Source organism: Nocardioides faecalis (assembly GCF_018388425.1).
In the GTDB taxonomy this organism is placed as follows: Bacteria; Actinomycetota; Actinomycetes; order Propionibacteriales; family Nocardioidaceae; genus Nocardioides; species Nocardioides faecalis.
Window position 1 is genome coordinate 1,264,754 of the sequence record NZ_CP074406.1, and the last position, 25,046, is coordinate 1,289,799.

At 73.0% G+C, this 25,046-nt stretch carries 27 protein-coding genes; 17 read left to right on the forward strand and 10 right to left on the reverse strand.

What is annotated here, in order from left to right; translation table 11 throughout:
• The first annotated feature begins 31 nt into the window (after positions 1-31).
• From KG111_RS05840 to KG111_RS05860, 5 genes are all read left to right on the forward strand, one after another.
• Entirely contained in the window at positions 32-1,861 is a 1,830-nt protein-coding gene (locus tag KG111_RS05840) for an AMP-dependent synthetase/ligase (RefSeq protein ID WP_205291630.1), read from the forward strand.
• Between the two features lie 166 nt (positions 1,862-2,027).
• On the forward strand, positions 2,028-3,248 hold the full coding sequence (gene hemW, locus KG111_RS05845; protein WP_205291629.1) for a radical SAM family heme chaperone HemW: 1,221 nt from the start codon (positions 2,028-2,030) through the stop codon (positions 3,246-3,248).
• Positions 3,249-3,379: 131 nt separating this feature from the next.
• A complete protein-coding gene (locus KG111_RS05850; protein ID WP_205291628.1) occupies positions 3,380-3,805 on the forward strand; it encodes an FAD synthase family protein in 426 nt (141 codons plus the stop codon).
• Positions 3,802-5,388 (forward strand): LicD family protein, encoded by a 1,587-nt coding sequence (locus KG111_RS05855; RefSeq protein WP_205291627.1) that lies wholly within the window; start codon positions 3,802-3,804, stop codon positions 5,386-5,388. Before KG111_RS05850 ends, KG111_RS05855 begins: the two co-directional genes overlap by 4 nt.
• Entirely contained in the window at positions 5,385-5,609 is a 225-nt protein-coding gene (locus tag KG111_RS05860) for a DUF6752 domain-containing protein (protein ID WP_240195753.1), read from the forward strand. Before KG111_RS05855 ends, KG111_RS05860 begins: the two co-directional genes overlap by 4 nt.
• 46 nt (positions 5,610-5,655) lie before the next feature.
• On the opposite strand, the gene KG111_RS05865 is transcribed toward KG111_RS05860, so the two are convergent.
• The 4 genes from KG111_RS05865 to KG111_RS05880 all read right to left on the reverse strand — a co-directional run bounded on the left by KG111_RS05865 (position 5,656) and on the right by KG111_RS05880 (position 8,620).
• Positions 5,656-6,498 carry a DUF3097 domain-containing protein gene (locus KG111_RS05865; RefSeq protein WP_249666318.1) on the reverse strand — a complete coding sequence of 281 codons (843 nt, stop codon included), beginning with the start codon at positions 6,496-6,498 and terminating at the stop codon, positions 5,656-5,658.
• 108 nt (positions 6,499-6,606) lie between these two features.
• Positions 6,607-6,882: a hypothetical protein gene (locus KG111_RS05870; protein ID WP_205291626.1), complete on the reverse strand. Its 276-nt coding sequence runs from the start codon at positions 6,880-6,882 to the stop codon at positions 6,607-6,609.
• A 49-nt stretch (positions 6,883-6,931) separates the two neighbouring features.
• Positions 6,932-7,780, reverse strand: a complete 849-nt coding sequence (locus KG111_RS05875) for an MBL fold metallo-hydrolase (RefSeq protein ID WP_205291625.1) — start codon at positions 7,778-7,780, stop codon at positions 6,932-6,934.
• Between the two features lie 105 nt (positions 7,781-7,885).
• On the reverse strand, positions 7,886-8,620 hold the full coding sequence (locus KG111_RS05880) for a hypothetical protein (protein ID WP_205291624.1): 735 nt from the start codon (positions 8,618-8,620) through the stop codon (positions 7,886-7,888).
• Between the two features lie 243 nt (positions 8,621-8,863).
• Between KG111_RS05880 and hrcA the strand changes: the two genes are divergently transcribed.
• The 3 genes from hrcA to KG111_RS05895 are packed head-to-tail and all read left to right on the forward strand — an operon-like array spanning position 8,864 to position 11,833.
• Positions 8,864-9,889: a heat-inducible transcriptional repressor HrcA gene (gene hrcA, locus KG111_RS05885; RefSeq protein ID WP_205291623.1), complete on the forward strand. Its 1,026-nt coding sequence runs from the start codon at positions 8,864-8,866 to the stop codon at positions 9,887-9,889.
• Positions 9,890-9,918: 29 nt separating this feature from the next.
• Positions 9,919-11,088, forward strand: a complete 1,170-nt coding sequence (gene dnaJ / locus KG111_RS05890; protein ID WP_205291622.1) for a molecular chaperone DnaJ — start codon at positions 9,919-9,921, stop codon at positions 11,086-11,088.
• A gap of 4 nt (positions 11,089-11,092) precedes the next feature.
• A complete protein-coding gene (locus KG111_RS05895) occupies positions 11,093-11,833 on the forward strand; it encodes a 16S rRNA (uracil(1498)-N(3))-methyltransferase (protein WP_205291621.1) in 741 nt (246 codons plus the stop codon).
• 44 nt (positions 11,834-11,877) lie between these two features.
• On the opposite strand, the gene KG111_RS05900 is transcribed toward KG111_RS05895, so the two are convergent.
• A complete protein-coding gene (locus KG111_RS05900) occupies positions 11,878-12,930 on the reverse strand; it encodes a winged helix DNA-binding domain-containing protein (protein ID WP_205291620.1) in 1,053 nt (350 codons plus the stop codon).
• Entirely contained in the window at positions 12,927-13,814 is an 888-nt protein-coding gene (locus KG111_RS05905; protein WP_205291619.1) for a Gmad2 immunoglobulin-like domain-containing protein, read from the reverse strand. The genes KG111_RS05900 and KG111_RS05905 overlap by 4 nt, the downstream gene beginning before the upstream one ends.
• A gap of 48 nt (positions 13,815-13,862) precedes the next feature.
• On the opposite strand from KG111_RS05905, the gene KG111_RS05910 reads away from it, so the two are divergent.
• The 4 genes from KG111_RS05910 (at position 13,863) to KG111_RS05925 (ending at position 17,258) form a co-directional block, all read left to right on the forward strand.
• Positions 13,863-14,210 (forward strand): HIT domain-containing protein, encoded by a 348-nt coding sequence (locus KG111_RS05910; RefSeq protein ID WP_205291618.1) that lies wholly within the window; start codon positions 13,863-13,865, stop codon positions 14,208-14,210.
• 159 nt (positions 14,211-14,369) lie between these two features.
• Entirely contained in the window at positions 14,370-15,443 is a 1,074-nt protein-coding gene (locus KG111_RS05915) for a PhoH family protein (protein ID WP_205291617.1), read from the forward strand.
• Positions 15,440-15,901: an rRNA maturation RNase YbeY gene (ybeY, locus tag KG111_RS05920; protein ID WP_205291616.1), complete on the forward strand. Its 462-nt coding sequence runs from the start codon at positions 15,440-15,442 to the stop codon at positions 15,899-15,901. The genes KG111_RS05915 and ybeY overlap by 4 nt, the downstream gene beginning before the upstream one ends.
• Positions 15,902-15,971: 70 nt before the next feature.
• Positions 15,972-17,258, forward strand: a complete 1,287-nt coding sequence (locus tag KG111_RS05925; RefSeq protein ID WP_205291615.1) for a hemolysin family protein — start codon at positions 15,972-15,974, stop codon at positions 17,256-17,258.
• A gap of 49 nt (positions 17,259-17,307) precedes the next feature.
• On the opposite strand, the gene KG111_RS05930 is transcribed toward KG111_RS05925, so the two are convergent.
• On the reverse strand, positions 17,308-17,595 hold the full coding sequence (locus tag KG111_RS05930; protein WP_205291614.1) for a DUF1330 domain-containing protein: 288 nt from the start codon (positions 17,593-17,595) through the stop codon (positions 17,308-17,310).
• Positions 17,596-17,684: 89 nt separating this feature from the next.
• Between KG111_RS05930 and KG111_RS05935 the strand changes: the two genes are divergently transcribed.
• The 5 genes from KG111_RS05935 to era all read left to right on the forward strand — a co-directional run bounded on the left by KG111_RS05935 (position 17,685) and on the right by era (position 22,825).
• Positions 17,685-18,029, forward strand: a complete 345-nt coding sequence (locus tag KG111_RS05935) for a cytidine deaminase (RefSeq protein ID WP_205291613.1) — start codon at positions 17,685-17,687, stop codon at positions 18,027-18,029.
• A 158-nt stretch (positions 18,030-18,187) separates the two neighbouring features.
• Complete coding sequence (locus KG111_RS05940) at positions 18,188-19,567, forward strand: FAD-binding oxidoreductase (protein ID WP_307820540.1); 1,380 nt, start codon at positions 18,188-18,190, stop codon at positions 19,565-19,567.
• Entirely contained in the window at positions 19,564-20,853 is a 1,290-nt protein-coding gene (locus KG111_RS05945; protein ID WP_205291612.1) for an SAM-dependent methyltransferase, read from the forward strand. Before KG111_RS05940 ends, KG111_RS05945 begins: the two co-directional genes overlap by 4 nt.
• 23 nt (positions 20,854-20,876) lie before the next feature.
• Positions 20,877-21,650, forward strand: a complete 774-nt coding sequence (locus tag KG111_RS05950) for a siderophore-interacting protein (RefSeq protein ID WP_205291611.1) — start codon at positions 20,877-20,879, stop codon at positions 21,648-21,650.
• A 212-nt stretch (positions 21,651-21,862) separates the two neighbouring features.
• Positions 21,863-22,825, forward strand: a complete 963-nt coding sequence (era, locus tag KG111_RS05955) for a GTPase Era (RefSeq protein ID WP_205291768.1) — start codon at positions 21,863-21,865, stop codon at positions 22,823-22,825.
• A gap of 4 nt (positions 22,826-22,829) precedes the next feature.
• Here era and KG111_RS05960 read toward each other — a convergent pair whose 3' ends face one another.
• From KG111_RS05960 to KG111_RS05970, 3 genes are read right to left on the reverse strand one after another with little or no spacing between them, the layout of a single operon-like run.
• On the reverse strand, positions 22,830-23,666 hold the full coding sequence (locus KG111_RS05960) for a septum formation family protein (RefSeq protein ID WP_205291610.1): 837 nt from the start codon (positions 23,664-23,666) through the stop codon (positions 22,830-22,832).
• Complete coding sequence (locus KG111_RS05965) at positions 23,663-24,496, reverse strand: septum formation family protein (RefSeq protein WP_249666319.1); 834 nt, start codon at positions 24,494-24,496, stop codon at positions 23,663-23,665. The genes KG111_RS05960 and KG111_RS05965 overlap by 4 nt, the downstream gene beginning before the upstream one ends.
• A gap of 14 nt (positions 24,497-24,510) precedes the next feature.
• Positions 24,511-25,011: a flavodoxin family protein gene (locus tag KG111_RS05970; RefSeq protein WP_205291609.1), complete on the reverse strand. Its 501-nt coding sequence runs from the start codon at positions 25,009-25,011 to the stop codon at positions 24,511-24,513.
• Between the last annotated feature and the right edge of the window lie 35 nt (positions 25,012-25,046).

Sequence of the window (25,046 nt, forward strand, 5' to 3'; positions counted from 1 at the left end):
CATCGGCCAGCCGAGCATGCAGGGGAGAGACATGCCCAACCACACAGACACCAGCTTCCTCGATCACATGCCCCAGAACTGCGCTGTGCAGTTCTGGGACCGTGTGGCCGCCAGCGGACCGCGCGAGGCGTTCCGGTTCCCCGTCGGCGAGACCTGGAAGTCGGTGACCTGGGCGGAGACCGGCGACGAGGTCCGGCGCATCGCCGCCGGCCTGCTCGGCCTCGGCCTGCAGCGCGAGGACCGGGTCGCGATCGCCGCGGCCACCCGCTACGAGTGGATCCTCGCCGACCTGGCGATCATGTGCGCCGGCGGCGCCACGACCACCGTCTACCCCACGACCGGCGGTGAGGACACGGCGTACATCATCGGCGACTCCGGCAGCCGTGTCGTGTTCGCCGAGGACGACGTCCAGGTGGCCAAGCTCCGCGACCACCGCGACGAGCTGCCCGAGGTGATGAAGGTCGTCTCCTTCGATGCCGCCCTGGCCGACGGCGACTGGGTGATCTCGATGGACGACCTCGCCCGCATCGGCGAGGAGTACCTGGCCGAGCACCCCGAGGGCATCGAGATCGTCGCCAAGGACATCGCCGGCGACCAGCTCGCCACCTTGATCTACACCTCCGGCACCACCGGGAAGCCCAAGGGCGTGCGGACCCTGCACCGCGGCTGGGTCTTCGAGGGCGAGGCGATCAAGGCCCAGGACATCCTCAACGAGGACGACCTGCAGTTCCTGTGGCTGCCGATGGCGCACTCCTTCGGCAAGGTCCTGCTCTCCACCCAGCTGGCGTGCGGCTTCGCGACGGCGATCGACGGCCGGGTGGACAAGATCGTGGACAACCTGGGCGTGGTGAAGCCGACCTTCATGGGCGCGGCGCCGCGGATCTTCGAGAAGGCCTACTCGCGCATCGTCACCATGCAGGCCGCCGAGGGCGGGCTGAAGGAGAAGATCTTCAAGCGCGCCTTCGCCGTGGGCGCCAAGGTCGACGAGCTCAAGCTCGCCGGCAAGTCGGTGCCGCTGGGCCTCAAGCTGCAGCACGGCCTGTTCGACAAGCTGGTCTTCTCCAAGGTGCGCGACCGCTTCGGCGGACGGGTGAAGTTCTTCATCTCCGGCTCCGCCGCGCTCAACGCCGACATCGCCCGGTGGTTCCACGCCGCCGGCGTCCTCATCCTCGAGGGCTACGGCATGACGGAGAACTCCGCGGGCGCCACCGTGAACCACCCCGACCGCTACAAGATGGGCACCGTCGGGCTGCCGTTCCCCGGCACCGAGGTCCGCATCGGCGACAACGGCGAGGTCCAGCTCAAGGGCCCGCACATCATGGCCGGCTACCACAACCGTCCCGAGGCCACCGCCGAGGCGCTCACCGCCGACGGCTGGCTGCGCACCGGCGACCGCGGCCAGATCGACGAGGACGGCTACCTGACGATCACGGGCCGCATCAAGGAGCTCTTCAAGACCTCCGGCGGCAAGTACATCGCCCCGCCCGCGATCGAGGCGAAGTTCAAGGCGATCTGCCCCTACGTCAGCCAGTTCATGGTCTTCGGCGCCGAGCGCAACTTCGTCTCCGCGCTGATCACCCTCGACCCGGACGGCATCGCCGGCTGGGCCGAGGAGAACGGCAAGGGCGGCACGTCGTACACCGACCTGGTCCGCGACCCGCAGGTCGTGGCCATGGTCGGGGAGTACGTCGACCAGCTCAACGCCCAGCTCAACCGCTGGGAGACCGTCAAGAAGTGGACGCTGCTCGACCACGACCTCAGCATCGAGTCCGGTGAGCTGACCCCGTCCATGAAGGTCAAGCGCAACGTCGTCGAGGCCAACAACAAGGACGTCATCGACAGCTTCTACGTCGACGCCTGATCCGTTGCGGGGGTCATGACCCCGCGAGGACCTGACGAGGCCTGTGTGCACGCCCGGCGTGCGCACAGGCCTCGCGTCGTCTCGACGCCCTCGCCGACGTCCTCGCCGCCGGTCCGGGGTCGCCCTCGACGTGGGGGTCTGGGCCCTCGGCTGAGAGGATGGGACGGTGCCGTCCGCGTTGCCCGAGGGGGATCCCGCCCCGCCTGATGGAGCGCTGCCGCCCGCCGCGCTCGCCGAGCTGGGCACCCACGACCTCGGCTTCTACGTGCACGTGCCGTTCTGCCGGGTGCGCTGCGGCTACTGCGACTTCAACACCTACACGGCCACCGAGCTGGGGCCCGGCGCCTCCCGGGCGTCGTACGCCGACCAGGCGGTGGCCGAGGTGCGGCTGGCCCGGCGGGTGCTGGGCGATGCCGACGTCCCCGTCTCCACGGTCTTCCTCGGCGGCGGCACCCCGACGCTGCTGCCGGCCGAGGACCTGGGCCGCATGCTGCGCGCGATCGGTGAGGAGTTCTCGCTGGCGCCGGACGCGGAGGTCACCACCGAGGCGAACCCGGACTCCGTCGACCTGGCCTACCTCAGCCGCCTGCGGGAGGCCGGCTACACCCGGGTCTCCTTCGGCATGCAGTCCGCGGTGCCCCACGTGCTCGCGACCCTGGACCGCACCCACGACCCCGAGCGGGTGCCGGTGGTGGTCGATGCCGCCCGCGCCGCGGGGTTCGAGCAGGTCAGCCTCGACCTCATCTACGGCACGCCGGGGGAGAGCGAGCAGGACTGGGGCCGGACCCTGGAGGCGGCCCTGGCGTGCGAGCCCGACCACGTCTCGGCGTACTCGCTCATCGTCGAGGACGGCACCGCCCTGGCCCGCCGTGTGCGCCGCGGCGAGCTGCCGATGCCCGACGAGGACGACCTCGCCGACAAGTACGTGCAGGCCGACGACCGGTTCGCCGCGGCCGGCCTGGGCTGGTACGAGGTGTCGAACTGGGCGCGGGACACCGCGGCCCGGTGCCGGCACAACCTCGGCTACTGGCGCGGGGCGAGCTGGTGGGGCGTGGGCCCCGGCGCGCACTCCCACGTCGGCGGGGTCCGCTGGTGGAACGTCAAGCACCCCGCCGCCTACGCCGCCCGGTTGCAGGCGGGACACAGCCCGGCCCAGGCCCGCGAGTTGCTCGACGCGCAGACCCGGCAGGTGGAGCGGGTCCTGCTCGAGGTCCGGCTGGCCGATGGCATGGACCCGGCCGCGGTGCCGGGCGAGCCCGCCGACGTCGCGGCCCTGATCGCCGACCTGGTCGCCGACGGCCTGGTGGAGGACCGCCCGGACGTGCTCGTGCTCACCCGCCGTGGGCGGCTGCTCGCCGACGGCGTGGTGCACCGGCTGCTCGCCTGAGGCGACCCGCGGCCGACCCCGTGCGGGCGGCGCGCGAAGTCTGGGAAGGAGGATCAAAGCCCACCAATGCAGTATGGTAAATCGGTAGGCGCCGATCTCCGGCGCCTTCGTGCGGAGGAGGTGCAGCGGCAGTGGCAGACGTGATCGGTTACGTGCCCGGTGCTTTCGACCTGTTTCACATCGGTCACCTGAACGCGTTGCGGCAGGCCCGCAAGTGGTGCGACGTGCTCATCGCCGGCGTCGTCGCGGACGAGATCTGCGAGCAGACCAAGGGAGTCACCCCCACGGTCCCGCTGAGCGAGCGGATGGAGATCGTGGAGGCCATCGGCATCGTGGACGCGGTCTACGCCGAGTGCACGCCGAGCAAGGTGGACTCCTGGCGCGACATCGGCTTCCACCGCATCTTCAAGGGTGACGACTGGCAGGGCACCCCCAAGGGGCGGCGGCTCGAGGAAGAGATGGCGCCCCTGGGCGTCGAGGTCGTCTACTTCCCCTACACGCTGCAGACCTCCTCTACCGCGCTGCGGAAGGCCCTGGCGCACCGCGGCGTCTCGTGAGCCCGGTCGTCTCTGACGACGGCCTGCTCCTTCCCGCCGAGACCCGACCGCTGGTCGTCGAGATCGACGGGCACTACGTCTGGTCGCTGACGCCGTCCCGGGACGGCGCGCCGAGTGGTGCCGGGGTGCTGGTTCCGTGGCCCGAGGTGCTGCGTCCCTACCTGTCCGGACGGGGCCGGATCCGGATCGCCGACTTCTCCGGCGACGACGTGCTGTACGACGACGAGGTCCGGCTCGGTGACGGCGAGGGTGCCCTGGCCGTGGTGGACGCCGCCGGCCACCGCCTCTCGGTGGACAAGGTCGGCCACCTGTCGCGCTCCTTCGCCGACGTCGCGGAGACGGTGCGGGAGGAGATCCTCGCCGGCACCGCGCGGGCGATCGAGGACCTGCGCACCTACGCCGGCGTGCAGCCCTACCTGAACTACGGCGCCCTCCTCGGCGCGATCCGCGAGGGCCGGATGCTCGGCCACGACTCCGACACCGACCTGTGCTACCTCTCGAAGCACTCCTCGCCCGCCGACATCATCGCGGAGTCCTACCGGATCACCCGGGTGATGCGCGAGCGCGGCTGGGAGCTGCTGCGGATGTCGGGCGGCGACATCAAGCTGCTGCTGCCGCTGTCCGACGGCCGCGCCTGCCACATCGACGTCTTCGTCGCCTTCCACGTCGGCGACACCTTCTTCCAGCTCGGCAACCGCAGCGGCACCCTGCCGCGCGAGGCGATCGTGCCGTTCTCGACGATCGAGCTGCACGGCCACGAGTTCCCCGCGCCGGCCGACCCCGAGGCGATGCTGAGCTTCCTCTACGGCCCCCACTGGCGCACCCCGGACCCCTCGTTCCGCTACGAGGACCCGCCCGCCGGCGTACGACGCCTCGACGGCTGGCTGCGCGGGTTCCGCACCGAGATGGGCTCGTGGACGGAGTTCTACAACAGCCCGCTCGCGGCGACCCTGCCGCGCAAGGCGTCGTCGTTCGCGCGCTGGGTGGCGCCCCAGCTCGACGAGCGCCCCGTGCTCGACATCGGCGCCGGCGCCGGCGTCGACACGGTGTGGCTCGCCCGGCACGGCCGGGCGGTGCTCGGCGTGGACTTCTCCCGCGCCGCGCTGCGGGTGCTGCGCCGCCGGGTGCTGCGCGCACAGCGCCGCGACCGCAAGCACCGGCGCGGAGAGGTGCGCACCGCCCAGCTGATCCTCGGCGAGCTGCGCTCCACGATGACGCTCGGCACCCAGCTGGCCCGCGACCCGCACCACCTCTACGCCCGCAACCTCGTGGGCTGCCTCGACAAGGCCGCCCTGGCCCAGCTGTGGGTGCTGGCCCGGATGGCGCTGCGACCGACCGGTGGCCGGCTGTTCCTGGAGTTCCCCGCCGCGGTGCGCGGCGTGACGGAGCCCGCCGGCACCCCTGGCGCCCCCAACGGGCTCCTGCGCCGCAGCGACCCCGAGGCGGTGCGGGCCGCCATCGAGCAGGCCGGCGGGGTCGTGGAGCACTTCGCCGTCGAGCCCGGCGAGGACATGTTCGGTGAGCCCGACCCCGCCGTGTGCCGCATCCGTGCCCACTGGCCCCGACCGAAGGAGACCCGATGAACGCCCGCGAGATGAAGGACCGTCTGCGCGAGGGGATCGCCGAGCGCGCCGGTCTGCGCGCCCGCGTGCGTGCGCTGGAGGCCGAGGTGCAGGAGAACCGGCAGCTGAACCGGCGCATCGCCGAGCTGACCGACGTCGTCGCCGAGCTGCTGATCCCGCTGGAGGAGCGTGACACCAAGCGGGTCGACGAGGTGCTGGAGCGCTACCGCAAGGGGCTCTGAGCCTCAGCGCTGACGAGGACCCGCCGGGCGGTGACGCGGCCGACCGTCAGGCGGTGACGAAGTCGATGAGCTCCTCGACCCGCCCGAGCAGAGCGGGCTCGAGGTCGGCGTAGGAGCTCACCTTCGACAGGATGTGCTTCCAGGCCCGGGCGATGTCGGCCTGGTCCCGGTGCGGCCAGCCCAGGTGCTGGCACACGCCCTTCTTCCACTCGATCGAGCGGGGGATGGTGGGCCACTCCTGCAGCCCGAGCCGGTCCGGCTTCACGGCCTGCCACACGTCCACGAACGGGTGGCCGACGATCCGCACGTGCTTGCCGACCGGCCCGCGGGCGATCGCGTCGGCGATCCGCGACTCCTTCGAGCCGCGGACCAGGTGGTCGACGAGCACGCCGACCCGGCGCTCGGGGCCCGGCTTGAACGAGACCAGGTGGTCGGCCAGGTCGTCGACGCCGCCGAGGTACTCCACCACCACGCCCTCGATGCGCAGGTCGTCGCCCCACACCTTCTCCACGAGCTCGGCGTCGTGGCGGCCCTCCACGAAGATCCGGCTGGCCCGCGCGACCCGCGCCTTGGCGTCGGGCACCGCGATCGACCCGCTGGCGGTGCGGGTGGGCCGGGCCGGGGCGGCGCCGGGGCGGACCGGAGCGGTGAGGATGACCGGCTTGCCCTCCAGCAGGAAGCCCGGGCCGAGGGGGAACGTACGGCGCTTGCCGCGCCGGTCCTCCAGCGTCAGCGTGTCCAGGTCGCGGTCGACCGCGACGATCTCGCCGCACCAGTCGGCGGTGACCTCCTCGACGACCAGCCCGAGGTCCGCGGGCGCCTCGACGGCGCGCCCGCGCTTCGGGACCTTCCAGTCGCCGGCCAGCACGTCGGTCCCATAGCGATCCACGAGGGAAGAATGTAGGTCGTCGTCGCCGCCGGACGGCGGAGCCGCGCCGGGTCCGCCCGGGCTCAGCCGGGCTCAGCCGGGATCTGCCGCGCTCGGCTGTGTCAGGGGTTACGCCGTGCCCGGTTCGGCGTCCGGGTCGGTGCCCGCGGCGGGGTCCTGATCGGTGTTCCGGCCGGCGTCGGGGTCGGTGTCCTGGCCGGGCTCGGGGTCCTGGTCGCCGCGCTTGCCCTCGGTGAGCAGCCCCTCGGCCGTCTCGCCGTCGGGCAGGCCCTCGGCCAGCGGGTTGTCCTCGCTCGGCACGAGGTCGTCGGGCAGGGCCTCGTCCGGGATGCCGACCGCGGTGGCGTCGTCGTCCGAGGGGTTCTCACTCCGGTGCTCGCTCATGCTCCGCGCAGTACCCGCACGGCGGCGGTACAGCCACCGCCTCCCAGGCTCAGGCGAGCGGCAGCTGGCGCCGGAGCGGGGGAAGGTGGGCGTAGCCCCGTCGTACGGCGTCCTCGAGGGCCTCGGCCGGGTAGGGCCACGACGCCGCGGCCAGGGCCTCGGTGACCGGGACGCCGCGCTGGGCGAGCTCGCGGATGGTCTCGGCGACGGCGCGCAGGTCGTCACACTGCTCCTCGACGAACCGGCGGTCGACGACGGCGCCGTGCCCGGGCACCACCACCGAGGCGGGGGTCAGCAGCGCGAGCACGAGGTCGAGGGTGGTGGGCCACTCCATCGGCCAGGAGTCGTCGCCCAGCGCCGGGGGCGCGGACTCCTCCACGAGGTCGCCGGCGAGCAGCACGTCCACGTCGGGCACCCGCGCCACCAGGTCGCCGGCGGTGTGCCCGCGGCCGGGGTGGACGAGCTCGAGCAGCCGGTCGCCGAGGTCGACGAAGGCGGCGCTGGAGAACGTGCGGTCCGCGGGCCGGACCTCCGTGGCCAGCACCTGCGCCGCGCGCGGGTCCTGCGGCGTGGCGGCGTAGGCGTCCTTCGCGCGTTGGGCGGCCTGGGGGGTGCGGGCGGCGGCCTCCTCGGTGGCGTGCACCGGCACCGTGCCGAGGGTGTCCAGCACGGTGGCGTTGCCGAGGGTGTGGTCGAAGTGCTCGTGGGTGTTCACCACCGCCACGAGCGGGCCGGGGGAGAGCCGGGCGACCTCGTCGAGCACCTCCCGGGCCGCGGCGTGCGAGCCGTGGGTGTCGACGAGCACGAAGCCGCGCTCGCCGGCCACGACGGTGAGGTTCAGGTCCAGCCAGGGATGGCGCAGGACCCAGACGCGGTCGGCGATCTCGGTGAACGGCACCGGCCCACCGTAGTCCGCCCCGGGTGGGGCCAGGCGGTCTCAGGCTGGCTCAGGCTGGCTCAGGCCGGCTGAGGAGGGCGGCTCAGGCCGGCTGAGGAGGGCGGCTCAGCAGATGCCGGCGTGCAGGGCGTCGCGCAGCAGGTCGCCGAGGTCGGCGGCGTCGGCTGCCCGGCGACCGAACGGCACCACGCTCTCGTGGGCGCCCGTGCGGTCCACCCAGCGCAGGAGCAGGCCGTCGGGGCGCAGGTCGGCCACGTGGACGCCGATGACGTCGCGGAGCGGGGTGGCGGTGCGGGCGGACACCGCGCGGCGCAGTTCGGCCTGGTGGCACAGGTCGGTGTGCTCGGCCGAGCGCTGGAGCAGGCCGCGGTTGAGGTCGTGGGCAGGAGAGGTGAACGCGGCGAGCGGGACCCCGATCCCGCTCACGGGGCCAGCCGCCGCGCCCGGACGGGACAGCACCGCGAGGTCGAGGTGGAGCGTGACCCGCAGCCGGACCGCGGTGCAGCACGAGCACTCTTCCAGGCCGGTGATCTCCAGGTGGCCGGAGAGGGTCAGGGTCGCGTCCCGGTCGGCGGTGCCCGGTCGGCCCAGGCCGGAGTGCACGGTCAGCACCGCGGCCGCGTTCCGGTGCGCGGCGAGGGCCAGCGGCGAGTCGGGGGCGCAGGAGAGGATCGGGTGCCCGGCGTGGTCCTGCAGCTCGACCTGGCCGTCGAGCGAGGCGGGGTCGGACACGCCGTCGAGGCGGAGCGTGAGGTCGGCGGGGCAGGCCAGGATGCTGCGCGCGGCGGCGGCCAAGCGGTGGCTGTCGACGCGATCAGTGGCTCCGGTGTCGAGCGACACGTTCCCTCCTCATTGGGTCGTTTAGGTGAGCCTAACCTATCTGGCTGTGGCCCGGGAAGCCGTCGCGTCGATCCCGTGTTGGCGCGTCTCGGCGCTAGGATTGGCACTCAGTGGGCCGGAGTGCCAGCGACGCCGCCTGTCGGCGTACGTCTCGGTGCCCCGGTTCTCGGCCGTAGCGGTGAGCAGCGGCAGCGAGTTGAAGCAGCGAGTTGTAGCAGCGAGTAGAGAGCAAGGAGGTCGGGCATGCAGGAGGAGCGCAGGCTCGCCGTCCTCCGCGCGATCGTGGAGGACTACGTCGCCACCGAGGACCCGGTGGGCTCGAAGGCACTGGTCGAGCGGCACCAGCTCAACGTCTCCCCGGCGACGATCCGCAACGACATGGCGGCGCTGGAGGAGGAGGGCTACCTGGCGCAGCCCCACACCAGCGCGGGGCGCGTGCCCACCGACAAGGGCTACCGGCTCTTCGTGGACCGCCTGTCCACGGTGAAGCCGACCACCGCCGCCGAGCGCCGCGCCATCGCCAACTTCCTCGACGGCGCCGTCGACCTCGACGACGTCGTACGACGCTCGGTGCGTCTGCTCGCACAGCTGACCCGGCAGGTGGCCGTGGTGCAGTACCCCTCGCTGTCGCGCTCCACGGTGCGCCACGTCGAGATCGTCGCGCTGACCTCGCGCCGGCTGCTGCTGGTGCTGATCCTCAGCTCGGGCCGGGTGGAGCAGCGGCTGGTCGAGCTCGACGCCGAGCTGAGCGAGGACGACCTCACCACGCTGCGCAGCCGGGTCAACCGCGCCGCGACCGGCGAGGTGATCGCCGAGGCGGCCAAGGCGCTCGGTGCGCTGGCCCACCCGGAGGAGGGGATGCCCGCCCCGTCCGCGGTGATGGTCGACGTCGTGGAGGCCCTGGTCGAGGCGATGAGCGACCACCGCTCCGACGAGCGCGTGGTCGTGGGCGGCACGGCCAACCTGGCGCGCTTCGGTGACGACTTCGACACCTCGGTCCGCCCGCTGCTCGAGGCGCTGGAGGAGCAGGTCGTGCTGCTCAAGCTGCTCGGCGAGGCCACCGCCGGCGGCGCGGTGACCGTCCGGATCGGTGCCGAGGGCCCCTACCAGGAGCTGGCCTCGACCAGCGTCGTGACCACCGGCTACGGCCCCGACGACGCGCTCTCCGCGCTGGGCATCGTGGGCCCCACCCGTATGGACTACCCAGGAACGATGGCGGCGGTGCGCGCGGTGGCACGCTACGTCTCGCGCATCCTCGACGAGAGCTGATTCGGCTCTCACCCCTATGGAGATATGAAGTGAGCAACGACCTCTACGAGCTGCTCGGCGTCCAGCGGGACGCCTCTGCGGACGAGATCAAGAAGGCCTACCGGCGCCTCGCCCGCCAGCTGCACCCCGACGTCAACCCCGACGCGGAGAGCCAGGAGCGGTTCAAGCAGGTGACCGCCGCCTACGAGGTGCTCTCCGACCCGCAGAAGCGGGCGGCCTACGACCGCGGCGGCGACCCCTTCGGCGGCGGCTTCGGTGCCGGCCAGGGAGCCGGGTTCTCCTTCACCGACATCATGGATGCCTTCTTCGGCGGCGGGGCCGGCGGCCCGGGCGGCGGGCGCGGCCCGCGTCCGCGCGTGCGCCGCGGCCAGGACGCGCTGATCCGCCTGGAGATCGACCTCGCCGAGGCCGCCTTCGGCGTCTCCCGCGAGCTCAAGGTCGACACCGCGGTGCGGTGCACCACCTGCGACGGGGAGGGCGCGGCGCCCGGCAGCCACCCGGTGCCGTGCGAGACCTGCCGCGGCGCCGGCGAGGTCGCGCAGGTGCAGCGCTCCTTCCTCGGCGAGATCCGGACGCTGCGTCCCTGCGCCGCCTGCCGCGGCTTCGGCACGATCATCCCCGACCCGTGCCGGGAGTGCTCCGGCGACGGCCGGGTGCGCTCGCGCCGCACGCTGACCGTCAAGATCCCGGCCGGCGTCGACACCGGCACCCGGGTCCAGCTCAGCGAGCAGGGCGAGGTCGGCCCCGGCGGCGGTCCCGCCGGCGACCTGTACGTCGAGATCCACGTCGCCGCCCACCCGGTCTTCGACCGGCACGGCAACGACCTGCACTGCTCGGTGACGGTGCCGATGGCGGCGGCCGCGCTCGGCACCACCTTCACCCTGCCCACCCTGGAGGCCGACCTCGAGCAGGGCGCCGGCTCCGGCGTGGAGACCGAGTTCGAGCTCGTCATCCCGCCCGGCACCCAGTCGGGCCACCAGGAGGTGCTCCGCGGGCGCGGCGTGCCCGGCCTGCGCGGCGGGCGGGGCGACCTGGTCGTCTCGGTCGCGGTGGAGACGCCCACCAAGCTCGACGCCCGCCAGGAGGAGCTGCTGCGCGAGCTGGCCGCGATCCGCGGCGAGGAGCAGCCCGACGGCGACGTCCGCCCGGCCCACAAGTCGGTCTTCGGGCGCCTGCGCGACGCCTTCACCGCGCACTGAGCCGGTGACGCTGCCCCAGCACCTCGTCCCCAGCCTCGCCGACGTGCGGGCCGGGGACGTCGTGGAGGTCACCGGCGACGAGGCCCACCACGCCGTCGTCGTACGACGCCTGCGGGTGGGGGAGCCGGTCCAGCTGTGCGACGGCGCCGGCCGGGTGGTCACCGGCGAGGTCTCCGAGACCGGCAAGCGGCAGCTGGACGTGACGGTGCGCGAGGTGGTCGACCACCCGGAGCCGGCGCCGTCGTTCACCGTGGTGCAGGCGCTGCCCAAGGGCGAGCGCGGCGAGCTCGCCGTGGAGGTGCTCACCGAGATCGGCGCCGCCCGGATCGTGCCGTGGGCGGCCGCACGCAGCGTCGCGGTCTGGAAGGGCGAGCGGGCCGCGAAGGCGCACGCCAAGTGGCAGGCCACGGCCCGCGAGGCGGCGAAGCAGTCCCGCCGCGCCTGGCACCCGCAGGTGCCGCCGCTGGCGCGCACCGCGCAGGTGCTCGACCTGGTCGCCGCCGCGGACCTGGCGATCGTGCTGCACGAGGAGGCGAGCGCCTCCCTGGCCTCGCTGCCGGTGCCGGCGACGGGCGAGGTGCTCGTCGTGGTCGGGCCCGAGGGCGGGCTGAGCCCCGAGGAGGTCGCCGACCTCACCGCGGCCGGTGCCGTCGCGGTCGGCCTGGGCGCCGAGGTGCTGCGCACCTCCACCGCCGGCGTCGCGGCCCTCGCGGCGCTGCTGTCCCGCACCTCCCGCTGGGCCTGAACTCGGCGTTCCGCCGGCCCACCGGGCCGACCGGGCCGACCGGGCTACCGGGCGAGCAGTGCCTCGGTCCGGGCGACCTCGGCGTCGAGGTCGGTGCGCTCGGTGCGGGTGAGACGGCGCAGCAGGTGCTCGATGGCGACCCGCCCGTCACGGACCTGCCAGAACCCGGTGAGCCAGCCGTCGACGTACACCGACATCAGCTGGGCGCCGTTCGGGCCCGCTCCGGCCTTCCGGGCCTCGGGCGTGGTCACCCGGTCACGGGCGGCGTGGGAGAGCCACAGGTTGTCGTAGAGGCCGAGCAGCCGCACCGGTGCGGGCACGTCCTCCTCGGCGAGCGGGGCGTCGGCGACGTCGTAGAGGCGCCGGCCGTCGGCGTCCTCGTGCTGCACCAGGTCCTCCATGCCCGCCAGCACGGGCGCGAGGCGGGTGATGCCGGACCAGGTCGTGACGTCGGCGGCGCTCGCTGGGCCGAAGGCGCGCAGGTAGCGGCGCACGATGCCCGGCACGTCGGGCTCGCCGAGCGGGGCGCCCAGCCAGCGCTGCGCGAAGTCGTAGGTCACCGCCGTCGAGCCGGCCGGCTTCCAGCAGCCGCGCGGTGGCAGCTGCACCAGCACCTCGGTGACCCGGGCGACCTGGCCGAGCTGGGCCGCGGTGTGCTCACCGAACCGCTCGGCGAGCACCGCGCCCAGCGCCCGCTGGCCCAGCGGCCCGTCGGCGAGCACCTCGCGCATGGCGGCGGCGAAGGCCGCCCGGTCGACCGTCCGGGCGTCGCCGATCGCCTGGCTGGCCCGCAGCTCGCGCTCGCGCACCGGTGCCGCCCACACCGGCAGCGTGAGGGCGTCGGTGGGCACGTGCAGGTGCACGGTGTCGCGCAGGCTCAGCACCCGGGCCAGGGTGCGGTCCTCGAGCGCGGCGCTGACGACCCAGGGGTCCGGCTCGGCCAGCCGGGCCGCCAGCGACAGGTACGGCGACAACGGCTCCTGGGCCTGCAGCCCCACGAGGTGGGTCACCATCGCGGCCGGCGTGGTCCGGCTCCGCTCCAGCAGGTGCTGTCGGGCCAGCAGGGTGCGGTTGAGGCGGAGCCGGGAGAGCCTCACTCGATCGTGATCCGCTTCGTGTCCTCGGTGGGACCGCCGCCCTCGCCGCCGGAGGGATCGTCGGTGCGGGCCACGAACGTGTAGGTGCCGGGCGTCAGGCTGCTGACGTCGACCTCGGCACGCCACGGGTAGAGCCGGTCCATCCAGCCCTCGGTGGTCGAGAAGCCCTGCAGCACCTCCGTGCCCGCCTCGTCCTCGATCGCCCACGGCACGGTGCCCTCGAACGAGCTCGCCCACCCGGTCGCGGTGAACGTCTTGCTGACGCCGCCGCCCTCGACGGGCGCCGTGACGTTCACCAGCCCCAGCACGTCCAGCTCCGGTGCGGCCTCCAGACCGGCGGCGATGTCGACGCCGAGGAGCCGGGTGGCGGGGTTCCCGCCCAGCTCGACCTGCACCGGCAGCGCCTTGCCCACCACGCCGTGCAGCGTGTGCACGAGCTGCTGGACGGCCAGCGCCGCCTGCTTCGGGTTCAGCGCACCGGGCTCGAGCCAGGAGTCGTCGGGCAGCTCGACGGTGATCGCCCGGTCGTCGGCGGCGACGGCGGCGAAGGTGCCGCCCGGCCACAGCGTGCGGTAGTCGGGGTCGCTCGGGGTGCCGTCGGTCACCGCGTCGGCCGCGGCGCGCAGCTCGTCGGTGTCGGAGGCCGCCACGGAGTCGCGGAAGAGTCGGGGTCCCTGCGGGGTGTCGCCGACGTAGAACACGCTCACCGGCGGCCCTGCCGGCGCGGAGGCCGAGCCGGAGGGCTGTGCCACCCCCGAGGAGTCCGCGGTCGCGGGGGAGCGGGGGGCCTCCGGCCCGTCGTCGCCACAGCCGGCCAGTGCGAGGGCGAGGGCGGTGACAGAGAGGCCGGCGGTGAGCCGGCGGCAGACGGCGAGGCGAGGCATGGCGCGATCCTTCCACGCAGCCGCTGGGCCGTCTGGGAGGGTGGGAGGGTGAGTGCTGACCCTGACTGCCTGTTCTGCAAGATCGTCGCCGGCGAGGTCCCGGCGGAGGTCGTCCACGCCACCGAGGGCACCGTCGCCTTCCGCGACATCAACCCCCAGGCCCCGCTGCACGTGCTCGTCGTGCCGCGCACACACGCGCCGAACGCCGCGGCGTCGGCGGAGGTGGACCCGGCCCAGTTCGCCGAGATCGCCACCGCCGCGCGCGCCGTCGCCACCGCGGAGGGGTACGACGACTACCGGCTGGTGTTCAACACCGGCGCCGGCGTCGGCCAGACCGTCTTCCACACGCACTGCCACGTGCTCGCCGGCCGGCCGTTGACCTGGCCCCCGGGCTGAGTCACCCCACCGCCGCCCCACCGCCGCCCCACCGCCGGGGCCCCGCTCCGGCGCACGCCGGCGGGCAGGGGCAAACGGAAGGCGGTCCGGGACGGTGCGCGGCGTAGGATGTGAGCCGCAAGGTCGTCCCATCGAAAGGCCGCCCGTCCTCGGGCCTACATGACAGACTCCACCCCCACTCCGATCGCCTCCGAGCCGTCGGCCGCCGCTGCTCCCATCCGGCACACCGTCGTGGTGCCGAACAGCATCGACATGGTCACCCTGTTCGGACCGGGCGACGAGCACCTGGGACTGATCGAGAAGCGCTTCGGCGCGGAGGTCCACGTCCGCGGCAACCGGGTGACGCTGGCCGGTTCTGCCGACGAGATCGCGCTCGCCGAGCGGCTGATCTCCGAGCTCGTCGCGATCCTGCGCACCGGCCAGGGCATCACCACCGAGGTCGTCGAGCGGGTCGAGGCGATGCTGCGCGCCGAGACCGCCACCTCCGAGCGGCCCGCCGACGTGCTCTCGCTCAACATCCTGAGCAACCGCGGGCGCTCCATCCGACCCAAGACGCTGAACCAGAAGCGCTACGTCGAGACCATCGACGCTCACACCATCACCTTCGGCATCGGTCCCGCCGGCACCGGCAAGACGTACCTGGCGATGGCCAAGGCGGTGCAGGCGCTGCAGGCCAAGCAGGTCAACCGGATCATCCTGACCCGCCCGGCGGTCGAGGCCGGTGAGCGGCTCGGCTACCTGCCCGGCACGCTCAGCGAGAAGATCGACCCCTACCTGCGCCCGCTGTACGACGCGCTGCACGACATGCTCGACCCCGAGTCGGTCCCGAAGCTGCTGGCCGCCGGCACCATCGAGGTGGCGCCGCTGGCCTACATGCGCGGCCGGTCGCTCAACGACTCCTTCATCATCCTCGACGAGGCGCAGAACACCACGCCCGAGCAGATGAAGATGTTCCTGACCCGGCTCGGGTTCGGCTCGAAGATCGTCGTCACCGGCGACACCACCCAGGTCGACCTGCCCTCGGGCACCAAGTCGGGCCTGCGCGTGGTGGAGAGCATCCTCGAGGGCGTGGAGGACCTGGCCTTCGTGCGGCTGACCAGCCACGACGTCGTACGGCACAAGCTGGTGGCCCGCATCGTCGCGGCCTACGACGAGTTCGACGCGCAGAAGGAGGCCCGGGCCGAGCTGCGCCAGGACCGCCGGTTCGACGCCAGGAAGGGCGACACGGAGTGAGCATCGAGATCCTCGACGAGTCCGGCAGCGGGCTCGACGTCAAGCACTTCTCCCGGCTGGCCCGGTTCGTGATGGACCGGATGCGCGTGCACCCGCTGGCGGAGCTGTGCATCAAGGCGGTCGACGAGGACACCATCGCCGAGCTCAACGAGAAGTGGATGGAGAAGGAGGGGCCCACCGACGTCCTCGCCTTCCCGATGGACGAGCTGCGCCCCGGCCTGGTCAACGAGGAGCCCGAGGAGGGCGTGCTGGGCGACCTGGTGCTGTGCCCGGCGATCGCGGAGAAGCAGGGCGAGGCCGCGGGCCACGGCACGCTCGCCGAGCTCGAGCTGCTCACCACCCACGGGATCCTGCACCTGCTCGGCTACGACCACGCGGAGCCCGAGGAGCACAAGGTGATGTTCGGCCTCCAGGACCAGCTGCTCGCCCAGTGGCGCGAGCACCTCGCGGCGTCGTGACGGTGCTGCAACCGATCGCCCAGCCGGTCGTACAGCCGGTCGTCCAGCCGGACGAGGGGCGCTGGAAGGCATGAGCGCCGGCAGTCTGTGGCCGCTCGCAGCGGCCGCACTCCTCGTCGTCCTGGCCGGGCTCTTCGCAGCCGCCGACGCCGCCATCGCCGGGTTCTCGCGCGCCCGCGCGCAGGAGATGGCGGCCGAGGGCCGGGCTGGTGCGGCCCGGCTGGTCGCCGTGCTCGACGACGCCCCGCGCCACCTCAACACCGCGCTGCTGCTGCAGCTGCTGTGCGAGATCGCGGCGACCGTGATCGTGGCGATGCACGTCGACGACCGTGTCGACGCCGCCTGGTGGGTGCGCGGCGGGATCGTCCTGGGCGTCATGCTCGTGGTGTCGTTCGTCGTCATCGGCGTCGCCCCGCGCACGGTGGGCCGCCAGCACGCCGACACCGTGGCCGTGTGGGCCGCGTGGCCGTTGTCGCTGCTGACCGCGGTGCTCGGGCCCGTGCCGCGGCTGCTGATCCTCATCGGCAACGCGATCACGCCGGGACGCGGCTTCAGCGAGGGCCCGTTCTCCACCGAGACCGAGCTGCGCGAGATGGTCGACATCGCCGAGGCCTCCGAGCTGATCGAGGCCGAGGAGCGGCGGATGATCCACTCGGTCTTCGACTTCGGCGACACCACGGTGCGCGAGGTGATGGTGCCCCGCGGCGACGTGCTCTACATCGAGAACTACAAGAACCTGCGCCAGGCGCTCTCGCTGTTCCTGCGCTCGGGCTTCTCCCGCATCCCCGTGGTCGGTGACAACCTCGACGACGTGCGCGGGCTGGTCTACCTCAAGGACGTCGTCCGCCGTGACTTCGAGGACCCCGACGTCGAGCTGACCCAGCGCGTGGAGGAGATCATGCGCCCGGTGCTGTGGGTGCCGGAGTCCAAGCCGGTCGACGACCTGCTGCGCGAGATGCAGACCCGGCGCCAGCACGTGGCGATCGTGGTCGACGAGTACGGCGGCACCGCGGGCCTGATCACCATCGAGGACCTGCTCGAGGAGATCGTCGGTGAGATCACCGACGAGTACGACCAGGAGGAGGTCGAGGTCGAGCACCTCGAGGACAGCCTCGTCCGGGTCTCCTCGCGCTACCCGGTCGACGACCTCGACGAGCTCTTCGGCTTCACCATCGAGGAGGAGGACGTCGACTCCGTCGGCGGCCTGCTCGCCAAGCACCTCGGCAAGGTGCCGATCCCGGGCTCGGTGGTCGAGGCGCACGGCCTGCGGTTCGAGGCCGAGCGCACCCGGGGTCGCCGCAAGAAGATCGACACCGTGCTGATCTCCCGGGTGGAGCCGGAGGAGGCCGCGGTCTGAGGCCTCCGCCTGCGGGGTCTCAGGCTCCGGGGTCTCAGGCTCCGGGGTCTCAGGCTCCAGGGACGATGCGGATGTCGCGCACCGCGCCGCCGTCCAGGGCGGCGAGGGCCTCGGCGTAGGCGGGGGAGTCGTGCGCGGCGACGGCTGCCTCGACGCTGTCGAACTCGATCAGCACCACACGCTCCTCGATGCCCTGCTCCCACCACGCCTCGGCCACGCCCCGGGCCAGGAACGTGCCGCCGGCCGCGGTCAGGGCGGGCAGCGCGAGCTTGGCGTAGGCGGCCATCTTGTCCGCGTCGAGGATCTCGGAGTAGCTGCTGATCCAGTAGGCAGTCATGGCGTCATCCTGCCGGACCTGCCGCCGGCCCAGGCCGCTGGTGCCCCTCGGCGCACACGTGGGGGAGAGCGTCGGCGATAATCGGCCCCATGTCCGAGATGTCCGCCGAGGACCAGAAGCTCGTCACGCTCGCTCGCGCCACCCGCGCCCGGATCTCCGCCGCCGAGGGCGCCGCGGTGCGCGACGCCGACGGCCGGACCTACGCCGCCGCGACCGTCGACCTGCCGTCGCTGCAGCTGAGCGCCGTGCAGTCCGTCGTGGCCATGGCCGTGGCCTCCGGCTCCACCGGCGTCAGCGCCTGCGTGGTGCTGGGCGAGGCCGGCGAGCTGACCGAGCCCGACGCCGCCGTGCTCACCGACTTCGCGGCCGAGGGCGGGGTGCTGGTGCACACCGGGGACCCGCGCGGCACGATCGCGCGCTCCACGGCTCTCTGAGCGATCCGGGCCGCCACCGCCCGCCGGGGCCGGTGATCGACCGGGTGGTGAAGCCCGGGTTACCCGCCGGTTTCGGCCGCCGTCCACCTCGAGTCCGGCTACGAAATTCCTGTGTTCGCTCTCGACGGCCGAGGGGTGGGCAGGGGTAGATTCGAGCGGTGGCAGACCGTGGCTGGCAGCAGCACCGAAGCGCCGTCGACAGGCTGAGGGCGTCGTACGACGCGGTGCCCGAGGGCCGGCCGGTCCGGCTGGCCAAGCGCACCACGAACCTCTTCCGGGCCCGTGCCGCCACCGACGCGCCGGGTCTCGACGTCAGCGGCCTGGACGGCGTGATCGAGGTCCGCACCGACGGTCCGGACGGTCCGGTGGCCGAGGTGCAGGGCATGTGCACCTACGAGGACCTGGTCGACGCGACGCTGCCCCACGGCCTGATGCCCTACGTGGTGCCGCAGCTGCGCACGATCACCCTCGGCGGTGCGGTGACCGGGATGGGCATCGAGGCCACCAGCTTCCGGCTCGGGCTGCCACACGAGTCGGTGCTGGAGATGGACGTGTTCACGGGTGCGGGCGAGGTGGTCACCACCCGCCCGGGCGAGGAGCTGTTCGACGCCTTCCCCAACTCCTACGGCTCGCTGGGCTACGCCACCCGGCTGCGGATCCGTCTCGCGCAGGCCCCGCCCTACGTCGCGCTGCGCCACCTCCGCTTCGACGACACCGGCCTGCTCGCCAAGGCCATCGAGGAGATCACCGCCGCCAAGGAGCACGACGGCCAACGGGTCGACGGCCTCGACGGTGTCTCCTTCGGCCCCGGTGAGCACGTGCTGACCCTGGCCCGGTGGACCGCCGAGCCCGGCGCCACCTCCGACTACGCAGGCCACGACGTCTACTACCGCTCCCTGCGCACCCGTGACTCCGACCGGCTCACCACCTACGACTACCTGTGGCGCTGGGACACCGACTGGTTCTGGTGCTCACGCGCCTTCGGTGCCCAGGACCCGCGGATCCGGCGGCTGTGGCCGCGCCGGCTGCGCCGCTCGGACGTCTACATGCGCCTGCTCGGGCTGGACCGCCGCTTCGGCATCGCCGACCGGCTCGACCGGCGCGCCGGACGCCCGCAGCGCGAGCGGGTGGTGCAGGACGTCGAGGTGCCCCTCGAGCGACTGGGGGAGTTCCTGAGCTGGTTCGACGAGGAGGTCGGGATGCGGCCGGTGTGGCTGTGCCCCCTGGTCTCCACCGGCACCGTCTCGGGCGCCCAGTGGCCGACGTACCCGCTCGAGCCCCGACGCCTCTACGTCAACATCGGCTTCTGGGGCACGGTGCACGTCGGCCCCGACGCGTCACAGGCGCCGCGCAACCGTGCCATCGAGGCGAAGGTGCACGAGCTGGGCGGGCACAAGTCGCTGTACTCGGAGGCCTTCTACGACGCCGAGACGTTCGACGCCCTGTACAACACCGCGCACCTGGCGCAGGTGAAGCGACGCTTCGACCCCGACGGTCGACTGACGACTCTCTACGACAAGGCGGTGAAGAGCAGATGAGCAGCACGTTCATCGCACCGACGATCGCGTCCCTGTTCCCCGGCGGCCTCCCCCTCTGGCTGCGCGCCTACGACGGCTCGGTGGCCGGCGACGAGAGCGTCCCCTACGGCCTGGAGATCACCAGCCGGCGCGGTCTGGCCTACATGATGACGGCCCCGGGCGACCTCGGTCTGGCCCGCGCCTACGTCGCCGGCGACCTGGTGCTGCACGGGGTGCACCCCGGCGACCCGTACGAGGCCATCGCCCGGCTCAAGGGCCACACCGGCTTCAAGATCCCCAACCCGGCGAAGCTCGCCGGCCTCGTGGCCGCGCTCGGCGTGGGGAACCTGGTGCCGCCGCACCCGCCGGCCCAGGAGCACCTGCCGGCGTGGCGCCGCCGCGCGGAAGGGATGCGCGCGCTGACCTCGTGGGGTCGGCACTCCCAGCAGCGCGACGCGGATGCGATCCACCACCACTACGACGTCTCGAACACCTTCTACGAGCACGTCCTCGGGGAGTCGATGACCTACACCTGCGCGGTGTTCCCCACGCCGCAGGCCTCGCTGGAGGAGGCGCAGGAGAACAAGTACGACCTGGTCTGCCGCAAGCTGGACCTCAAGCCCGGCCAGCGGCTGCTCGACCTGGGCTGCGGGTGGGGCGGCATGGTGCGCCACGCCGCCCGGCACTACGGCGTGAAGGCCCTGGGCGTGACCCTCTCGCGTGAGCAGGCCACCTGGGCGCAGAACGAGATCAAGCGCCAGGGGCTCGACGACCTCGCCGAGGTCCGGCACCTGGACTACCGCGACGTCGCCGAGACCGACTTCGACGCGGTCAGCTCGATCGGGCTCACCGAGCACATCGGCGTGGCCAACTACCCGGCGTACTTCGCCTTCATCCACGACAAGCTCAAGCCGCAGGGGCGGATGCTCAACCACTGCATCACCCGCCACGACAACCGCGGCAGCGCCCACGCCGGTGCGTTCATCGACCGCTACGTCTTCCCCGACGGGGAGCTGGCCGGGTCCGGCACCATCGTGCGTGCCGTGGAGGACGCCGGCCTCGAGGTCCAGCACCACGAGAACTTCCGCGAGCACTACGCCAAGACCCTCGCGGGCTGGTGCCGCAACCTCGCCGAGAACTGGGACGCCTGCGTGGCGGAGACGAACGAGGGCACCGCGCGGGTGTGGGGCCTGTACATGGCGGGCTCACGCATCGGTTTCGAGCGCAACGAGATCCAGCTGCACCACGTGCTCGCCACGAAGACCGTCGACGGGGTCAGCGGCTACCCGCTGAGGCACGAGTTCTGAGTCCCCACCGGTAGCCTTGGCCGGTGAGCACCAGGGCCCAGCAGCACACCGGCACCGTCGTCGCCCGCGACGAGGTCACCCCCCACCTGGTGCGGCTGACGCTGGAGGTGCCGGGCTTCACCAGCACCGGCATCGCTGATGAGTGGGTCGGCCTGGTGGTGCCCGGCCAGTTCCAGAGCCGGTACTACACCGTGCGCTCCCACGAGGGGTCGCGGATCGTGCTCGACGTGGTCGTGCACGAGGTCGGGCTGGTCACCGAGTGGGCGCTCGGCGACCCCGTCGGCCAGCAGGTGACGATCACCGAGGCGAAGGGCTCCTTCGCCCCGCCCGCCGACGCCTCCTGGCTGCTGCTGGTCGGCGACCTGACCGCGCTGCCCGCGATGGCCCGCATCGCCGTCGAGCACGGCGCCGCGCTGCCCACCCGGGTCGTGGCCGAGGTGCCCGCCGACTCCCGCGTCGCCGGCTACTTCCCCGACACGGTCGAGGTGTCCTGGCTGCCGGGAGACGGCGAGAGCCGGCTCGCCGAGGTGGTCGCCGAGCTGGACTGGCCCGAGGGCCCGGGCTACTTCTGGATGGCGGGGGAGTCTGCGCAGATGCGCGCCATCCGCAAGCACCTCATGCGGGAGCGGAAGCTGCCGAGCACGCACTACGACGTGATGGGCTACTGGCGCTCGGTCACCCAGCGACAGCCCCGCGCGGTGGACCCGGGACCGATCTGGCGGGCCGGCAAGGCCGCCGGGAAGTCCGACGAGGAGATCTGGGCCGACTACGACGCAGCACAGGGAGCACAGCAGTGACCGAGCCGACCGAGGCCAACGAGACCACCGAGGCCTCCGACCCCACCGCGCAGCCCGCGCCGGGCGAGGGCAACGAGCCCGACGCACCGCGTGAGACCGACGCGCCGGACGCCGCCCCCGACCTCCAGGACGAGGACGCCGACGAGGACGCCGACGAGGACGACGACGACTTCGAGGACGAGGACGACGACTTCGACGAGGAGTTCGGTGCCCTGCCGCCCCCGGCGCCCGCGGTCGGCGGCTTCGGTGGGGAGGTCCCCGAGGGCTACCGCAGCGGCTTCGCCTGCTTCGTGGGCCGGCCCAACGTCGGCAAGTCCACGCTGACCAACGCGCTGGTCGGGCAGAAGATCGTGATCACCTCGGACAAGCCGCAGACCACGCGGACCGTGGTGCGCGGCATCCTGCACCGCCCCGACGGCCAGCTCGTGCTCGTCGACACCCCGGGGCTGCACCGTCCCCGCACGCTGCTGGGGGAGCGGCTCAACGACCTGGTGAAGACCACGTGGGCCGAGGTCGACGTGGTCGCGGTCTGCTTCCCCGCCGACGAGAAGATCGGCCCCGGCGACACGTTCCTGGTCAACGAGCTGGCCAAGGTGCGTCGTACCACGAAGATCGCGGTGGTGACCAAGACCGACCTGGCCACGCCCGAGCGGATCGCCGAGCACCTCCTCGACATCGTCGAGCTCGGCCGCAGCACCGGCACCGAGTGGGCCGAGATCGTGCCGGTGTCCTCGGTGGCCGGCGACCAGATCGACCTCCTCGCCGAGCTGCTGGTCGCCCTGATGCCGGAGGGGCCGGCGCTCTACCCCGACGGTGACCTCACCGACGCACCTGAGGAGGTGCTGGCCGCGGAGCTGATCCGCGAGGCCGCCCTCGACGGCGTGCGTGATGAGCTGCCGCACTCGATCGCGGTGGTGGTCGAGGAGATGGGCCTGCGCGAGGACCGGCCCGCGGACAGGCCGCTGCTCGACATCCACGCCAACGTCTACGTCGAGCGGGACTCCCAGAAGGGCATCATGATCGGCCGCAAGGGCGCGCGGCTGCGTCAGGTGGGCACGGTGGCGCGTCAGCAGATCGAGGCGCTCCTCGGCACGCCGGTCTACCTGGACCTGCACGTCAAGGTCGCCAAGGACTGGCAGCGCGACCCGCGCCAGCTGCGCAAGCTGGGCTTCTGAGGGCTCAGGTCGGGTCCGGCACCCAGCAGCGGCCGTAGGTCTGGCCCGCCTGCCACTGCGCGCGGGTGGGCCACTCGTAGCCCCAGCGGAACTCCAGCGGGTCCTCGGCGCGGTCGGCTGCGGCGTCCTCGCAGCGGCCGCGGCCGGCGGCCTTCACCTTCGCGGTGCCGGGGTAGCGGGCGGAGTCGAAGGGGACGACCTCGATGGCGCGCCAGCTGTGCTTGGCCGAGCACGGCACCCGCTCGAAGTTCTTGGCGTCCGGCGCCGCGGTGCCGCACATGGCGTAGGCATCGGGCACCCGGGAGCCGCGCAGCGCGCCCTTGATGCTCGTGGTGAGCTCGGCCAGCGTCGAGGGACCGGCCAGGACCACGGCGTCGCAGCGGTACCACTCGGCGCCCTCGTCGGACTCGGCGACGGTGGGGGTGAACCAGACCGGCCGGATCATGCTCAACCGCAGCCGATCGGTGCTGCCGCCCACGAAGCGGGCCAGTGCCTTCGGGCACTGTCTCGCCACCCGGGCCTGCACCTGCGCGGAGTCCACCGCCAACAGGTGGCCGTCGGCCACGGCGTCGATCCGTCCGACCGCGACCGTCTCGCTGGTGTGCTTCTGCTTGCACGGAACCGGGTCGGCATCCGCGGTGGGCGCGACGGCGGCGTCGAACGGCAGGCGGTAGCACGCCCCGGCAGCGGGACCGGCGGACGGCGGGGCGGCCGTGGTCTGCTGCGCGCGCGGGCCGGGGTCCTTGTCGGGCTCGTCCGAGCCGGAGCATCCCGCCGAGGTGACCGCGACCAGCACGGCGGCCGCGAGGCTGCCGAGGCGACGCGCGGCGCGCGGGCTCATTCGCTCGTCCGTGCCCAGCACACGGAGCGGCGCACGCCCGCCTTCCACTCGGCGGCGTGGAAGAACGTGAAGCCGAACTCGTACTCGGTGGGGTAGTTCAGCCAGGCCTTGACCGACTGGGAGCAGAACGAGCGGGTGCGGCTCTCCATCACCCGGTCCCCGGGGTACTTGTCGTCGGGGTCGCCGATCTTGACGGTCGTCACCGCACGCCAGTCGTGCTTCTCCGAGCACGGCACCTTCTCGCCCTGGGCCACGGACGGGCCGCGCGCGCAGCTGAGCCAGGTGTCCTTCGGGCGTCCGGCCAGCATCCCCTTGGCGGTCTGCGGCAGCGGCCGGTACGACGCGCTGGCGGCGTTGCCGCCGATCACGTCGCAGCGGTACCAGCGGGCGCCCTTGTTCCACGCCTTCTCCGAGGGCCGGAACCACGCCCAGCTGATCGTGGTCCGCAGCACCAGGCTCTCGTCGGCCCCGACGAAGTCCGCGAAGGCCGCCGAGCACGTCTTGTAGGCGAACGCCCCGAGCGCGGGGTCGTCGTAGTCGAGATCACTCAGGTCGGGAGGCAGCTCACCGGCCGCGAACGTCTCAGCGGTGTGCTCCTGGGTGCACGGCACCGGCTTCGTCGCGTTCGCGGGCAGCCGGACGTCGTCGGGGGTGAGCACGCGGCACAGGCCGGTGGTGGGCACCTCGACGGCATCGACGAGGTCCGGGTCGGAGTTCTGCCCCTGGTCCTCGGCGCCGCACGCCGACCCCACCGCGAGCAGCAGCAGGGCGAGCAGGGCCGGAGCGAGGCCACGCCGGTACGACATCGTGCGGGCTCCCTTCGGCGACACGGTCCGTGGCCCCCTCAACCGGCCAGCAGTGCGGCGATGGTAGCGCCCAGCGCGTACGCCTCCTGCTCCGCGGCGTCGTCCACGTCGCCGAGCACGCCGAGGGCGTCGTACCCCTGGCGCCAGCCGAGCGCGCCGACGATGGACTCCACCGAGCGCTGGGCCCCGGTGAGGTCGTAGCGGCCGTGCAGCCACAGCCCATAGGGTCGCCCGGCGGTGGCGCCCGCCGAGGAGCCGGGCGCGCCGCCGGGGTCGAGCTCGCCGCCCACGGCGAGGAACGTGGTGTCGAAGAAGTGCTTGAGCGCCCCGGACATGTAGCCGAAGTTCGCGGTCGTGCCGAGCACGTAGCCGTCGGCGTCCAGCACGTCCTCCGCACCGGCCTCCAGCGCCGGGCGTACGACGACCTCGACCCCGGCGCCGGCCTGCACGTCCTCGTCGTGCGCACCCGCGACCACCCGGTCGAGCAGCGAGCGCATCGACCGGGTGGGCGAGTGGTGCACGATCAGCAGCCTGGTCACGACACCAGGCTAGGCACGTGGGGCCCCGGTCCGTC

Excerpts from the sequence above, each read along its gene's own strand:
- KG111_RS05935 (WP_205291613.1), top strand. The coding sequence starts at position 17,685 with ATGTCCGAGATGTCCGCCGAGGACCAGAAGCTCGTCACGCTCGCTCGC.
- KG111_RS05915 (WP_205291617.1), top strand. The coding sequence starts at position 14,370 with ATGACAGACTCCACCCCCACTCCGATCGCCTCCGAGCCGTCGGCCGCC.
- KG111_RS05945 (WP_205291612.1), top strand. The coding sequence starts at position 19,564 with ATGAGCAGCACGTTCATCGCACCGACGATCGCGTCCCTGTTCCCCGGC.
- KG111_RS05930 (WP_205291614.1), bottom strand. The coding sequence starts at position 17,595 with ATGACTGCCTACTGGATCAGCAGCTACTCCGAGATCCTCGACGCGGAC.
- KG111_RS05840 (WP_205291630.1), top strand. The coding sequence starts at position 32 with ATGCCCAACCACACAGACACCAGCTTCCTCGATCACATGCCCCAGAAC.
- KG111_RS05960 (WP_205291610.1), bottom strand. The coding sequence starts at position 23,666 with ATGAGCCCGCGCGCCGCGCGTCGCCTCGGCAGCCTCGCGGCCGCCGTG.
- hrcA (WP_205291623.1), top strand. The coding sequence starts at position 8,864 with ATGCAGGAGGAGCGCAGGCTCGCCGTCCTCCGCGCGATCGTGGAGGAC.
- KG111_RS05925 (WP_205291615.1), top strand. The coding sequence starts at position 15,972 with ATGAGCGCCGGCAGTCTGTGGCCGCTCGCAGCGGCCGCACTCCTCGTC.
- KG111_RS05870 (WP_205291626.1), bottom strand. The coding sequence starts at position 6,882 with ATGAGCGAGCACCGGAGTGAGAACCCCTCGGACGACGACGCCACCGCG.
- KG111_RS05905 (WP_205291619.1), bottom strand. The coding sequence starts at position 13,814 with ATGCCTCGCCTCGCCGTCTGCCGCCGGCTCACCGCCGGCCTCTCTGTC.
- KG111_RS05860 (WP_240195753.1), top strand. The coding sequence starts at position 5,385 with ATGAACGCCCGCGAGATGAAGGACCGTCTGCGCGAGGGGATCGCCGAG.